Origin of the sequence: Streptantibioticus rubrisoli, assembly GCF_024436055.1 — a bacterium.
GTDB lineage: Bacteria > Actinomycetota > Actinomycetes > Streptomycetales > Streptomycetaceae > Streptantibioticus_A > Streptantibioticus_A rubrisoli.
Map to the genome: position 1 here is coordinate 24,393 of NZ_JANFNH010000024.1, position 13,359 is coordinate 37,751.

The 13,359-nt window shown below is 72.9% G+C and carries 13 protein-coding genes; 1 reads left to right on the forward strand and 12 read right to left on the reverse strand.

The features are described from left to right. Positions 1–26: 26 nt before the first annotated feature. From rpe to def, 4 genes are all read right to left on the reverse strand, one after another. Positions 27–713 carry a ribulose-phosphate 3-epimerase gene (rpe, locus tag NON19_RS19685; RefSeq protein ID WP_255929876.1) on the reverse strand — a complete coding sequence of 229 codons (687 nt, stop codon included), beginning with the start codon at positions 711–713 and terminating at the stop codon, positions 27–29. Positions 714–787: 74 nt separating this feature from the next. Beyond that, a complete protein-coding gene (locus NON19_RS19690) occupies positions 788–2,215 on the reverse strand; it encodes an RsmB/NOP family class I SAM-dependent RNA methyltransferase (protein ID WP_255929877.1) in 1,428 nt (475 codons plus the stop codon). Positions 2,216–2,358: 143 nt separating this feature from the next. Beyond that, positions 2,359–3,300, reverse strand: coding sequence for a methionyl-tRNA formyltransferase (gene fmt, locus NON19_RS19695; RefSeq protein ID WP_255929878.1), 942 nt, complete (start codon positions 3,298–3,300; stop codon positions 2,359–2,361). A 42-nt stretch (positions 3,301–3,342) separates the two neighbouring features. Then, entirely contained in the window at positions 3,343–3,888 is a 546-nt protein-coding gene (gene def, locus NON19_RS19700) for a peptide deformylase (protein WP_255929879.1), read from the reverse strand. Positions 3,889–4,128: 240 nt separating this feature from the next. Here def and NON19_RS19705 point away from each other — a divergent pair, with 240 nt between their 5' ends. Beyond that, entirely contained in the window at positions 4,129–4,635 is a 507-nt protein-coding gene (locus NON19_RS19705; RefSeq protein WP_255929880.1) for a hypothetical protein, read from the forward strand. Positions 4,636–4,680: 45 nt separating this feature from the next. Here the strand turns inward: NON19_RS19705 and NON19_RS19710 are convergent, their stop codons facing one another. From NON19_RS19710 to NON19_RS19745, 8 genes are all read right to left on the reverse strand, one after another. Beyond that, positions 4,681–6,819, reverse strand: coding sequence for a primosomal protein N' (locus NON19_RS19710; protein WP_255929881.1), 2,139 nt, complete (start codon positions 6,817–6,819; stop codon positions 4,681–4,683). Positions 6,820–6,920: 101 nt separating this feature from the next. Next, complete coding sequence (metK, locus tag NON19_RS19715; protein ID WP_255929882.1) at positions 6,921–8,129, reverse strand: methionine adenosyltransferase; 1,209 nt, start codon at positions 8,127–8,129, stop codon at positions 6,921–6,923. 288 nt (positions 8,130–8,417) lie between these two features. Next, positions 8,418–9,620 carry a bifunctional phosphopantothenoylcysteine decarboxylase/phosphopantothenate--cysteine ligase CoaBC gene (gene coaBC, locus NON19_RS19720; RefSeq protein WP_255929884.1) on the reverse strand — a complete coding sequence of 401 codons (1,203 nt, stop codon included), beginning with the start codon at positions 9,618–9,620 and terminating at the stop codon, positions 8,418–8,420. A gap of 121 nt (positions 9,621–9,741) precedes the next feature. Beyond that, positions 9,742–10,014, reverse strand: a complete 273-nt coding sequence (gene rpoZ, locus NON19_RS19725; protein ID WP_255929886.1) for a DNA-directed RNA polymerase subunit omega — start codon at positions 10,012–10,014, stop codon at positions 9,742–9,744. Between the two features lie 98 nt (positions 10,015–10,112). Further along, entirely contained in the window at positions 10,113–10,709 is a 597-nt protein-coding gene (gene gmk, locus NON19_RS19730; protein ID WP_255929888.1) for a guanylate kinase, read from the reverse strand. A 49-nt stretch (positions 10,710–10,758) separates the two neighbouring features. Further along, positions 10,759–11,082, reverse strand: coding sequence for an integration host factor (locus NON19_RS19735; RefSeq protein WP_255929890.1), 324 nt, complete (start codon positions 11,080–11,082; stop codon positions 10,759–10,761). A 262-nt stretch (positions 11,083–11,344) separates the two neighbouring features. Then, the gene (pyrF, locus tag NON19_RS19740) at positions 11,345–12,193 is read right to left on the reverse strand and encodes an orotidine-5'-phosphate decarboxylase (RefSeq protein WP_255929892.1); all 849 of its coding nucleotides are present in this window, start codon (positions 12,191–12,193) and stop codon (positions 11,345–11,347) included. Further along, a complete protein-coding gene (locus NON19_RS19745; RefSeq protein WP_255929893.1) occupies positions 12,190–13,299 on the reverse strand; it encodes a quinone-dependent dihydroorotate dehydrogenase in 1,110 nt (369 codons plus the stop codon). The genes pyrF and NON19_RS19745 overlap by 4 nt, the downstream gene beginning before the upstream one ends. Positions 13,300–13,359: the final 60 nt, after the last annotated feature.

A 13,359-nucleotide genomic window follows, 5' to 3' on the forward strand; every position in this document is an offset into this window, starting at 1 on the left:
GTTAACGGTTCCGTTCCCCCTCGCGTTCAGTGGCCGCAGGCCCACGGCGCCGTGGCGAAGGTCGACTCGGCCTTCTCCCGCAGCGCCCGCACCGCCGCCGCCGGATCGTCCGCCCCGTACACCGCGGAGCCCGCCACGAACACGTCGGCGCCCGCCTCCGCGCACCGCTCGATGGTGGACTCGGACACCCCACCGTCCACCTGGAGCCACAGCTCAAGGCCGTGCTTGGCGATCAGCTCCCGGGTCCGGCGGATCTTCGGCAGCATGATGTCCAGGAACGCCTGGCCGCCGAAGCCCGGCTCCACCGTCATCACCAGCAGCATGTCGAGTTCCGGAAGCAGGTCCTCGTACGGCTCGATCGGCGTGGCGGGCTTGAGCGCCATCGACGCCCTGGCGCCCTTGGCCCGGATCTCCCGGGCCAGCCGGACCGGCGCCGCGGCCGCCTCGACGTGGAAGGTCACCGAGCCCGCGCCCGCCTCCACGTACTGCGGCGCCCAGCGGTCCGGGTCCTCGATCATCAGATGGCAGTCCAGCGGGGTGTCGGTCGCCTTGCGCAGCGATTCCACCACGGGAACACCGAGCGTCAGGTTGGGCACGAAGTGGTTGTCCATCACGTCGACATGCAGCCAGTCGGCTCCCGCCACGGCCTGCGCCTCGTCGGCGAGCCGGGCGAAGTCGGCGGAAAGGATGCTCGGGTTGATCTGCGCACGCATGCGCCCAGTATGGCGCCCCCGGCGCCGGGCCGCTTCGGGCGCCCCCCGTCAGCCGGTCCGGCGCAGCGCCCCCGTCAGCCGGTCCGGCGCAGCAGAGCGAGGTACATCGCGTCCGTGCCGTGCAGATGCGGCCACAGCTGGATGTCGGGACCGTCGCCGAGGTGCGGTACGCCGGGCAACAGCGGCCGGGCGTCGATCAGTTCGGCGCCCTCCGGTGCCGCGCGCAGTACGTCGTCCACCACGGCCCGGGTCTCGGCGAGGTGCGGTGAGCAGGTCGCGTACCCCACGACGCCGCCGACCCGCACCGAACGCAGCGCGGTGCGCAGCAACTCCCGCTGCAGCGGCCCGAATCCGGCCACGTCCTCCGGGCGGCGCCGCCACCGGGCCTCGGGGCGGCGGCGCAGCGCGCCAAGGCCGGTGCACGGCACGTCCATCAGCACCCGGTCGAACACCCCCCGCGGCCACGCCGGTCGGGTGCCGTCGGCGGTGATCACCTGGTAGGGGCCGGGGTTGCCATCCAGCGCGCGGGCCACCAGCCGGGCGCGGTGCGGCTGCTTCTCGGCGGCCAGCAGTGCCGCGCCGCGCTCCGCGGCGAGTGCGGCCAGCAGCGCCGCCTTGCCGCCGGGGCCCGCGCAGCCGTCCAGCCAGCGGCGGTCGGGGCCGTCCAGTGGGGCGCCCGCCAGCGCGAGCGCGACGAGTTGGCTGCCCTCGTCCTGCACCCCGGCCGCGCCGTCGCGTACCGCGTCCAGTGCCGCCGGGTCGCCGCCGTCGGCGAGCCGGATCGCGTACGGGGACCAGCGGCCCGGCTCGCCGTCCGCCCCGGTCTCCTCGGCCAGTTCGGCGGTGGTGCACCGACCCGGCCGGGCGACCAGGGTCACCTCGGGCCGCTCGTTGTCCGCCGCCAGCAGCTCCTCGATGTCCTCGCGTCCGCCGCCGAGCGCGTCCCACAGCGCGGAGACCACCCACCGGGGGTGCGAGTGCACCACGGCGAGGTGGTTCTCGGGGTCCTCGTCGTACGGCGGCGCCACCCGGTCCAGCCAGCCGTCGAGATCATCGGCGGCGATCTTGCGCAGCACCGCGTTGACGAACCGGGAACGGCCGTCGCCCACCACGTCCCTGGCCAGTTCGACGGTGGCCGAGACCGCGGCGTGCGGCGGGATGCGGGTGCCGAGCAGTTGGTGCGCGCCAAGGCTCAGCACGTCCAGCACCGGCGGATCCACCTCGCGCAACGGCCGGTCCACACAGGCCGCGATGATCGCGTCGTACGTGCCCTGGCGGCGCAGCGTCCCGTAGACCAACTCGGTGGCCAGCGCCGAGTCCCGCCGGTCGAAGCCCGCGGAGCCGCGCTCGGCGTCCCGCAGCATGGCGGGCAGGACGAGGTTGGCGTACGCGTCACGCTCGTCCACGGCGCGCAGCACGTCGTAGGCGAGCCTGCGCACCGGATCGGGCCTGGGACGACGGTACGGTGCCTTGCCCTGCGGGCGGCGGGGGCGGGAGTTCATACGGGAAGGTGCTCCGGAATCAGCTGTCTGCGGCCCACCTGTCCGGCGGGCGTCCCCAGCCTACGGCCTGACGGCCATACGAGCAGGCCACAGGGTCGGCGCCAGCCCGGAAACCGCCCCGCGCCCCCGCACCCGCCGCGGCGTCAGGCGTCGAACCGTTCCCCGGAAGCGATCCGGACGCCGCGCGCCCAGTCGGCGGCGGCCATCCGCTTCTTGCCCTGCGGCCGCACCTCCGTCAGCTCCACCGGATACGAGCCGGTGCCCGCGTACACCGCGGACTTGGTCACCGCCAACTCCCCCGGCGCGAGCCGGAGATCGGTGCGGTCCGGCAGCGGTCTCACCGGCGCCGCGAGCTTGAGCCGCTCACCGTGGAACAGGGTCCACGCCCCGGGCGCGGGCGTGCAGGCCCGGACCACCCGGTCCACCCGCAGCGCGGGCGCGGTCCAGTCGACGCGGGCGTCGTCAACGGTGATCTTCGGGGCCAGCGTGACGCCCTCGGTGGGCTGCGGCCGGGGCTTCAGCGTGCCGTCCTCGATGCCGTCCATGGTGGCCGCCAGCAGTCCGGCGCCGGAGCGGGCCAGCCGGTCCAGCAGCGCGCCGCTGGTGTCGTCGGGACGCACCGTCTCGGTGATCACGCCGTAGACCGGGCCGGAGTCCAGCCCCTCCTCGATCTGGAAGGTGGACGCCCCGGTCACCTCGTCGCCCGCCAGCACGGCGTGCTGCACCGGGGCCGCGCCGCGCCACGCGGGCAGCAGCGAGAAGTGCAGGTTGACCCAGCCGTGCGCGGGGATGTCGAGCGCCGCCTTGGGCAGCAGGGCGCCGTACGCCACGACCGGGCAGCAGTCGGGGGCGATCTCCCGCAGCCGGTCGAGGAAGTCCTCGTCGCGCGGCCGGTTCGGCTTGAGCACCTCGATCCCGGCCTCCTGCGCGCGCTGCGCGACCGGGCTGGCCACCAGCTTGCGGCCGCGGCCCGCGGGGGCGTCGGGCCGGGTGACGACGGCGGCCACCTCGTGCCGCTCGGACGCCAGCAGCGCCTCCAGCGCGGGGACGGCGACTTCGGGGGTGCCGGCGAAGACAAGCCTCATCGGGGTGCGGTGCCTTTCGGGGAGGAGCGTGGAACGGGAAGGTCAGCGGGCCCGGCCGAACGTGCTGTGCGGGGAGATCCGGACCTGCGGCGCGGGCTCGCCCGCCCATTCGGCCTCCCGGATGGCCTTCATCGCCGCCTTGCGCTGCTCGGGGTCGAGCCGGTCGATGAAGATGATGCCGTCGAGGTGGTCGGTCTCGTGCTGGATGCAGCGGGCGAGCAGTTGGGTGCCCTGGACGGTGACCGGATCGCCGTACATGTTGAAGCCCTTGGCGACCACTCCGTACGCCCGCTTGCAGTCGAACCGCAGGCCGGGCAGCGACAGACAGCCCTCGGGGCCGTCCTGCTCCTCGTCGGTGAGCGTCAGGTCGGGGTTGACCAGATGCCCGAGTTCGCCGTCCACATGGTAGGTGAACACCCGCAGGGACACGCCGAGTTGGGGCGCCGCCAGGCCCGCGCCCGGCGCGTCGAGCATGGTGTCGGTGAGGTCCTTGACGAGCGTGCGCAGTTCCTTGTCGAAGACGGTGACCGGCTGCGCCTTCATGCGCAGCACCGGATCGCCGAAAAGATGGATCGGCATCACGGACACAGGGCGGACTCCCGTCGGCGGGCAACTCAAGCGGCCTCCCAGTCTATGGGCGTCGGCGCACCGGCGGATTCGGGGGCGTACGGAATGACGTGCGCCTCTTCCGTGTCCACTCACGCTCCTGGAGCGTGACCCGATGGGCCGGTGACGCGTTGGTCAAGACAGATTGACCGAAAACGGGTCGCGAGCGGCCCGTTCGCAACCCGACACACTCACAGCATCGCCGGTTCGAGAGGCTTGTTCATGGCCGACCACGCAACCCACGACGCCCAGGCACGGGCCAGTCTGCACCTTCTCGTGCGGGACATCGAGCGGGTCCGCCGGCAGGTGGACGCGCTGCGCACCCTCACCGCCCAGTTGGGCAATGTCTACCGCCCGAGGCGCAGCGGACCCGCCGCCGGATTCGTCGTTTACGGCCGGGCCCCGGCGCCAACCGTACGGCTCGCACAGGAACTGCGGGACAGCGTTGAGACCCTGGTCACCGCGGCCGTCGACTTCGACCGGTCGCTGGGGTTCTCCTGGGACGCGGTGGGGTCGGCGCTCGGGGTGACCAAACAGGCCGTACACCGCCGCTACGGCACCCGCCGGGCCGCGGCGACGGGCGGCGAGGACGAGCGCGGTACCGGCGCCAGCGCCACCCGTACGGTTCCGGCCGCGCGCTCGGTGCCGATGGGCGCGGCGCCGTCCGGCGGTCCGGCGCTACGGGACGAGGCGTTCCCCGGCGCGCTGCCGGGGCCGCGCAACGGCTGACGACCGACGGCACGCCGCCCCACGACGCCGACACGCCGGGGCGGTTCAGCCGATGTCCGGCGGATCCATCCGCACCCGAACGGGTTCGAAGTGCTTACGGGCCATCCGCGCCACCTGGGCCGTCTTGAGCGCCGTGGCCAGCGAGCCGCCGCTGCCCGGCGGCACCCGCAGCAGCATCCGCTCCCACCGCTCGCCGGGCGGCGGGTCCGCCATCCGCCTCGGGCGGCCGGGTGGCGCGACCGGGACCGGAACCGGGCCCAACCGGTCGGTGTCGTCCGGTAGTTGGGCGTTCTCCAGCAGATCGCTGACCGCCGCCGCGGTGCCGGTCACCGACGCCATCCGGGACACCGGCGGAAAGCCCAGCTCCGCCCGCTCCGCCAGTTCCCGTACCGCGTACCCGGCCGGGTCCCAGCGCACCAGCGCCTGCACCGGGCGCAGCCCGGGCTCGGCGAGCACCACCACCGTGCCGCCCTCGGCGGCCGGGCGGACCAGCGCGGCGGCGGTCAGCCAGCGGCGCAGCGCCTCCTCGCCCGCGCGTAGGTCGGGGCGGTTCAGCAGCGCCCAGCCGTCGAGCAGCAGCGCCGCCGCGTAGCCGCCGTCCGCCACCGGTTCCGCGCCCGGCGTGCAGATGACCAGCGCGGGCTGGTCCGGAACCCGGGCCAGCACCGCGTCCCGCCCTGAGGTACGCACCGGCACCTTGGGGAAGGCGCGGCCCAACTCGTCGGCGGTGCGCCGGGCGCCGACCACCTGGGCGCGCAGCCGGGTTCCGGCGCACTCCCGGCAGTGCCAGGCGGCCTCCGGCCGACCACACCACGCGCAGTGCAGCGCCCCTGACTCGGCCAGCTCCAACGGTCCGGCGCACCGGGCGCAGCGGGCGGGTTCGCGGCAGCGTTCACAGGCCAGCCGGGGCACATAGCCACGGCGCGGCACCTGCACCAGCACCGGTCCGCGCAGCAGCGCGTCCCGGGTGACCTGCCAGGCCAGGCTGGGCAGCCGGGCGGCACGCGCCGCCGCGTCCCGCGCCTGGTCCCCGTCGCCGACGGTACGCACCAGTGGCGCGGCGGCGCGCACCTGCTCCCGGGGTGCGGTGAGCGGCAACGCCCAACGGCTGTCGACGAGTTGGGCGCCCTCGGCGGTCACCGAGAGACCGCCGAGCAGGAAGGCGGCCTGCTCGTCGGTGGCGCGCAGCAGCAGGACGTCGCGGGCGTGCGGCTGCGGCGCGTGTGGTTCGGCGTGGCTGGAGTCGCCGTCGTCCCACAGCGCGACGAGGCCGAGGTCGGCCACGGGGGCGAACATCGCGGCGCGGGTGCCGATGACGCCGCGCACCGCGCCCCGGTTGACGGCGAGCCATCGCCGGTACCGCTCCTCGGGGCCGCTGTCGGCGGTGAGCACGACATGGTGGCCCTCCCCCAGCAGCGCGGTGAGGGCGGCGTCGACCCGGGCCACCGCCCGGCCGTCGGGCAGCACCGCCAGCGCGCCGCGCCCGGAGGCCAGCGTGGCGGCGAGAGCACGGGCGAGTTCGTCGGGCCAGTGCGGTCCCGGCAACGCGGTCCACACCGCGCGCGGGTTGGCCCCGGTGGCGAGCGCGTCCAGGAAGCCGGGTCCGGTGGCGTACCGCGCCCAGCTACCGGGGTCGGGCTTCGCGGGCGGTGCGGGCGCTTGCGGAACCGCCCGGCTCTCCGCGCGGGCGTGCCTGGGCGGCACCGCCAACTGCACCACATCGGCCAGCGCTCCCGCGTACCGGTCGGCCACCGCCCGGCACAGCCGCAGCAGTTCCGGGCCCAACACCGGTTCCGGGGACAGCACTTGGGCCAACGGCGCGAGCGGTCCGCGGTAGTCGCTCTCGGGGAGCCGGGCCACGACGAACCCGTCGTGCAGCTCCCCGCCTTCCCGGCGGCCCCTGACCACCCGGGCGCCGAACCGCACCCGGACCCGCACGCCCGGCTGGGCCTGCTCGTCCATCGGCTCGGGCACCGAGTAGTCGAAGAACTGGTCGAGGTGGATCAGCCCCTTGTCCACCAGCACCCGGGCCACCGGCAACCCCGACGCCAGCTTCGCCGCGCGCCAGCTACGCGGCTTGGCCCGCGGCTCCTCGGCCTTGCGCACCGTCTCCCGGATCAGCGCGAGCTGCTCCCCGGCCCCACCCGTCGGGCCCTGCTCCGGGCGCTCGTTCTCGCTGCTCACGTCCTCATAACTACCAGACGGGTACGACAATGCCCGCCGGACGCGGTGCGGCCCCGGACCGCGATGGTCCGGGGCCGCGGCGTGGTTCGGGCGGCGGCTGCTTACAGCCCCACGGCCGCGCGGAGTTCGTCCACGCGGTCGGTGCGCTCCCAGGTGAAGTCCGGCAGCTCGCGGCCGAAGTGGCCGTAGGCGGCGGTCTGGGCGTAGATCGGGCGGAGCAGGTCGAGGTCGCGGATGATGGCGGCCGGGCGCAGGTCGAAGACCTCGCCGATGGCGTGCTCGATCTTCTCCACGTCGACCTTGGCGGTGCCGAAGGTCTCCACGAACAGGCCGACCGGTTCGGCCTTGCCGATCGCGTAGGCGACCTGGACCTCGCAGCGCGAGGCGAGGCCCGCGGCCACCACGTTCTTGGCGACCCAGCGCATCGCGTAGGCGGCCGAGCGGTCCACCTTGGACGGGTCCTTGCCGGAGAAGGCGCCGCCGCCGTGCCGGGACATGCCGCCGTAGGTGTCGATGATGATCTTGCGGCCGGTCAGGCCCGCGTCACCCATCGGGCCACCGATCTCGAAACGGCCGGTGGGGTTGACCAGCAGGCGGTAGCCGTCGGTGTCCAGCTTGATGCCGGAGTCCAGCAGGGCCTTCAGCTCCGGCTCGACCACGAACTCCCGGATGTCGGGGGCCAGCAGCGAGTCGAGGTCGATGTCGGAGGCGTGCTGCGAGGAGACGACGACGGTGTCCAGGCGGACCGCCTTGTCGCCGTCGTACTCGATGGTGACCTGGGTCTTGCCGTCCGGACGCAGGTAGGGGATGGTGCCGTTCTTGCGGACGTCGGTAAGGCGCTTGGACAGCCGGTGCGCCAGCGTGATCGGCAGCGGCATCAGCTCGGGGGTCTCGTCGCACGCGTACCCGAACATCAGGCCCTGGTCACCGGCGCCCTGCCGGTCCAGCTCGTCGTCGTCGCCCTCGACCCGGTTCTCGTACGCGGAGTCGACACCCTGGGCGATGTCCGGGGACTGCGCGCCAATGGACACCGACACGCCACAGGAGGCGCCGTCGAAGCCCTTCTTCGAGCTGTCGTAACCGATCCCGAGGACGGTGTTGCGGACCAGGGTCGCCACGTCGGCGTAGCCCTTGGTCGTCACCTCCCCGGCGACGTGCACCAGACCGGTGGTGATCAACGTCTCGACGGCGACGCGGGAGGTCGGGTCCTCCTTCAGCAGGGCGTCGAGGATCGTGTCGCTGATCTGGTCAGCGATCTTGTCAGGGTGACCCTCGGTAACCGACTCCGAGGTGAACAGGCGGCGGGACACATCGCTCCCTGGGGTTGCAGCGGCTGCTGGCTGATACGGGCGGTCCGACCGGGGCTGCGCCCGTCGGACCACCGCCAGTTTATCGGTCGTGTCGAGGAAATAGGCGCGGTATCCGGATCTTTGTATCCATCGTGACCTGCGACACTCTCCCGAACGCCATGACGATACGCCCCAACGCTCACCGGACGGGAGAATTCCGGGCGGAGTTGACCGCTCCGCCACAGCACGTTCACCCGTCGGCCCGCCCACCTCGGCGTGGCGCGGCCCACCGGGGCCCCACCCAACGCCTCACCAGCGCTGGAGCACCAGGTCCCACACCACGTCGGCGAGCGCCTCCTTGGGACCGTACGGCACCGGGGTCCGGGTGCCGTCAGGGGCGAGCACCACGGCCTCGTTCTGCTCGGAGCCGAAGGTCTTGTGCTCGCCGACCTCGTTGACGACCAGCAGATCGCAACCCTTACGAGTGAGTTTGGCGAGGCCGTTCGCCAGAACGTCGTCGGTTTCGGCGGCGAAGCCCACCACGACCTGGCCGGGCTTCGGGCGGGCCGCGGACAGCTCGGCGAGGATGTCCGGATTGCGCACCAGCTCCAGCGGTGCGGGTTCCTCGCCGTCCTTCTTCTTGATCTTGCCCGCGGCGTACCGTGCGGGCCGGAAGTCGGCGACCGCCGCCGCCATCACCACCGCGTCGGCGTCGGCCGCGGCCTTGAAGACCGCCTCGTGCAGCTGCTGGGCGGTCTCGACGCGGACCACGTCCGCCCCGGCCGGGTCGGCGAGCCCGGTGTTGGCGACGACCAGGGTGACCCGCGCGCCGCGGGCCACGGCGGTACGGGCGAGGGCGTAGCCCTGCTTGCCGGAGGAGCGGTTGCCCAGGAAGCGCACCGGGTCCAGCGGCTCGCGGGTGCCTCCGGCGCTGATCACCACATGCCGTCCGGCCAGGTCGGCGGCGGCCGCCGCGCCCCGGGCCAGTACCCGCTGGCAGACCTCGAAGATCTCGCCGGGCTCGGGCAGCCGCCCCTTGCCGGTGTCCACGCCGGTGAGCCGTCCGACGGCCGGTTCGATCACGACCGCGCCGCGACGGCGCAGGGTGGCGACGTTCTCCTGGGTGGCGGGGTGCTCCCACATCTCGGTGTGCATGGCGGGGGCGAAGACCACCGGGCAGCGGGCGGTGAGCAGGGTGTTGGTGAGCAGGTCGTCGGCGAGGCCGTGGGCGGCCTTGGCGAGCATGTCGGCGGTGGCCGGGGCGACCACGACGAGGTCGGCGTGCTGGCCGATCCGTACGTGCGGGACCTCGCTCACGGCGTCCCAGACGCGGGTGGAGACCGGGTTGCCGGACAGCGCGGCCCAGGTGGCCTCCCCCACGAAGTGCAGCGCCGAGTCGGTGGGCACCACGCGCACGTCGTGCCCGGACTCGGTCAACCGCCGCAGGAGTTCGCACGCCTTGTACGCGGCGATGCCGCCGCTCACCCCCAGGACGACCTGTGGCCTGCCCATACACCTCTCCCGGCCGAACGGATACCCGTCTCCATACTGCGCCCGCCGGAGACCCGCCCCGGATCAGACGACAGGCCCGGCAGCTGCGCCGCCGGGCCTGGTGTCGGTGTTGCCTGTGCTGTCAGTGGGCCGGCGTGTCGACGGCCTCGGAGGTCAGCAGACCCGCGTTGATCTCGCGCAGCGCGATCGACAGCGGCTTCTCGTGCACGTGGGTGTCCACGAGCGGGCCGACGTACTCCAGCAGGCCCTCACCGAGCTGCGAGTAGTACGCGTTGATCTGGCGGGCACGCTTGGCCGCGTAGATCACCAGGCTGTACTTCGAGTCGGTGGCTTCGAGCAGCTCGTCGATCGGCGGGTTGATGATGCCCTCGGGCGTGGCGATGGAAGAGGACACTCTCTACCTATCCCTCTTTGTGGTTTAGATCCTCTGGCGGGGACCCTGATGGAGACCTTCTGGAGCGGATCTCGCGAGCCGCCCCAGCTCAGCCCGGCTCAGCGGACCGTCATCAAGGCTAGCAGTTCGCGGACGACGTCCTCGACTGAGGTGTTGACCAGGGTGACGTCGAACTCGGACTCCGCGGCGAGTTCCACCCGGGCCACGGACAGTCGCCGCTCGATCACCTCGGGCGACTCGGTGCCGCGGCCGGTGAGCCGGCGGACCAGTTCCTCCCAGCTCGGCGGGGCGAGGAAGACCAGCCGGGCCTCCGGCATGGTCTGCCGGACCTGCCGGGCACCCTGGAGATCGATCTCAAGCAGTACCGGAACACCGGCTTCGAGGTGTTCCAGCACGGCCTGGCGCGGGGTCCCGTAGCGGTTGCCCGCGAACTCCGCCCACTCCAGCAGTTCGCCGTTGGCGATCAGCTTGTCGAACTGGTCATCGTCGACGAAGTGGTACTGCACGCCGTCCCGTTCGCCCGGGCGGGGCTTGCGGGTGGTGACCGAGACCGACAGCCAGACTTCGGGGTGGACCTTGCGCAGGTAGCCGACGACCGTGCTCTTGCCGACCCCGGAGGGGCCGGAGAGCACGGTCAGCCGGGGTTGCCTGGCCGGGGGTTCGGGGGTTTCCCCCCGGGGGACCGCATCGCTCATGGAGCGATTATCCCGGTTCCCCGGCCATGCGGAAAACGCCGGTTGAACGTCAGGCGCCGGTGCTGCCGAACTCACGCTCCAGAGCGGCGATCTGGTTGGAGCCGAGACCCCGCACCCGACGGCTCTCGGAGATGCCGAGCCGCTCCATGAGCTGCTTGGCGCGGACCTTGCCCACGCCGGGCAGGGACTCGAGCAGCGCGGAAACCTTCATCTTGCCGATGACATCGTTCTCCTGCCCCTGCTTGATGACCTCGTGGAGGGAGGCCCCGGAGTGCTTGAGACGATTCTTGACCTCGGCGCGCTCCCGGCGAGCCGCGGCGGCCTTCTCTAGCGCGGCAGCGCGCTGTTCAGGGGTAAGGGGCGGTAGAGCCACGCCTACGTCACCTCGGATGTAGAACTGTCGGATACGGACCGGTGAGGAACCTAGTTGCTCCACACCTACAGAGCAACGAGCAACGCGCTTCCTTGCGTTCTCCTGTCGGAGACTAGCGGGCGAACCCGCTCCCGTCAGCGAGAACAGGCGAAAAGTCCAGGTCAGACTTGATCTCGCGGTACTTTTCGGGCATATCGGACAGGGCTTGTCTGCCTATGACTGCGTTGGGTATCCGTGAGGCCACGTTCCGCCCCCTTCGCCCTCAGCCGCCCACCACCGTCCGTACCTCGCCGGTGATCCGCTCGGCCGCCGCGCGCAGCGCCGCGGTGTCCGGCCCGTGCCGCAGCACGTCCCGGCTGACGCTCGGCAGCACGTTGCGCAGCGCGGATCCGAAGACCGCGGGCAGATCCGCGGGGGTCGCGCCCTGCGCGCCGATGCCGGGGGCGAGCAGCGGCCCGCCGGTGTCGAGGTCGATCCCGGCCTCGGCGACCGTCGCGCCCAGGGTCGCGCCGACGACCGCGCCGAACGAGCCCAGCGGCTGCTCGCCCGCGTTCTGCGCGCGCAGATGGCCGAGAACCGTCGCGGCCACCGTGCTGCCGTCCGCGCCGGTCGCCCGCTGCACCTCGGCGCCCTCCGGGTTCGAGGTGAGCGCCAGCGCGAAGATTCCGGTGCCGGAGGCACGGGCCAGGTCCACCGCGGGGCGCAGCGACCCGAAGCCCAGGTACGGGCTGACCGTCACCGCGTCGCTGAACAGCGGGCTCGCCGGGTCGAGATAGGTGGCGGCGTACGCGGCCATGGTGGAGCCGATGTCACCGCGCTTGGCGTCCATCAGCACCAGCGCGCCAGCCGCCCGCGCGTCGGCCACCGTGCGCTCCAGCACCGCGACCCCCCGCGAGCCGAACCGCTCGAAGAACGCGGACTGCGGCTTGAGCACCGCCACCCGGTCGGCCAGCGCCTCCACCGCGGTCCGGCAGAAGCGCTCCAGGCCCGCCGGGTCGTCGGCCAGGCCCCACGCCTCCAGCAGGGAGGCGTGCGGGTCGATCCCCACGCACAGCGGGCCACGGGTGTCCATGGCGCGCCGCAGCCGGGCGCCGAACGGTTCGAGGGTCATTCGGACTGCTCCTTGACGTCGGCGCCGACAGCGGCGGCGAGGGTGGGGTACGGACTGGCCTTGAGGCGTTCGGCCAGTCCCTTGTGGATCGCCCGGCACCAGAAGGGGCCCTGGTAGATGAAGGCGCTGTAGCCCTGGACCAGCGAGGCGCCCGCCAGGATCCGCTCCCAGGCGTCGTCCGCGGTCTCGATGCCCCCGACGCCGACCAGCGTGATCCGGTCGCCGACCCGCGCGTAGAGCCTGCGCAGCACCTCAAGCGAGCGGGCCTTGAGCGGCGCGCCGGACAGCCCGCCCGCGCCGATGGCCTCGACGGTCGCCGAGTCGGTCTTCAGCCCTTCCCGGCCGATCGTGGTGTTGGTGGCGATGATGCCGTCCAGGCCGAGTTCGACCGCGAGGTCGGCGACCGCGTCGATGTCCTCGTCCGCCAGGTCGGGTGCGATCTTCACCAGCAGCGGTACCCGCCGGTCGGTGACGGTGCGGTCGGCGGCCTGGCGCACCGCGCTGAGCAGCGGGCGCAGGTGCTCGACGGCCTGCAGGTCGCGCAGTCCGGGGGTGTTGGGCGAGGAGACGTTGACCACGAGGTAGTCGGCGTACCGGGCCAGCCGCTCGGTGGACGTCACGTAGTCGGCGACGGCCTCCGCCTCGGGGACGACCTTGGTCTTGCCGATGTTGACGCCGAGCACCGGCTTGAAGACCGCCTTGCGGGCGGCCAGCCGGGCGGCGACGGCGGCCGAGCCGTCGTTGTTGAAACCCATCCGGTTGATCAGGGCGCGGTCCTTGACCAGCCGGAACAGCCGCTTCTTGGGGTTGCCGGGCTGCGGCTGGGCGGTGACGGTGCCGATCTCGACGTGGTCGAAGCCGAGCATCGCCATGCCGTCGATGCCGGTCGCGTTCTTGTCGAACCCGGCGGCGAGCCCGAACGGCCCGTGCATCCGCCTGCCGAACACCTCGGTGCGCAACTGCGGGTGGCGCGGCGCGAGCGCGGCGGCGACGAACGTACGGAGCACCGGGATCCGCGCTACGCCGCGGATCCAGCCGAAGGCCAGATGGTGCGCCCGCTCCGGGTCGAGCCGGGTGAAGAAGAGTCTGAAGAACAGGGGGTACATGGGAGCGGGCCTTCTGCGGTTGGGCAACTGCGGCCGGTGGGGCGGGAGTTGGAGGTTGCG

Coding starts and splice junctions, on each gene's coding strand:
- rpe (WP_255929876.1), bottom strand. CDS start 713: ATGCGTGCGCAGATCAACCCGAGCATCCTTTCCGCCGACTTCGCCCGG.
- NON19_RS19690 (WP_255929877.1), bottom strand. CDS start 2,215: ATGAACTCCCGCCCCCGCCGCCCGCAGGGCAAGGCACCGTACCGTCGT.
- fmt (WP_255929878.1), bottom strand. CDS start 3,300: ATGAGGCTTGTCTTCGCCGGCACCCCCGAAGTCGCCGTCCCCGCGCTG.
- NON19_RS19705 (WP_255929880.1), top strand. CDS start 4,129: ATGGCCGACCACGCAACCCACGACGCCCAGGCACGGGCCAGTCTGCAC.
- coaBC (WP_255929884.1), bottom strand. CDS start 9,620: ATGGGCAGGCCACAGGTCGTCCTGGGGGTGAGCGGCGGCATCGCCGCG.
- gmk (WP_255929888.1), bottom strand. CDS start 10,709: ATGAGCGATGCGGTCCCCCGGGGGGAAACCCCCGAACCCCCGGCCAGG.
- pyrF (WP_255929892.1), bottom strand. CDS start 12,193: ATGACCCTCGAACCGTTCGGCGCCCGGCTGCGGCGCGCCATGGACACC.
- NON19_RS19745 (WP_255929893.1), bottom strand. CDS start 13,299: ATGTACCCCCTGTTCTTCAGACTCTTCTTCACCCGGCTCGACCCGGAG.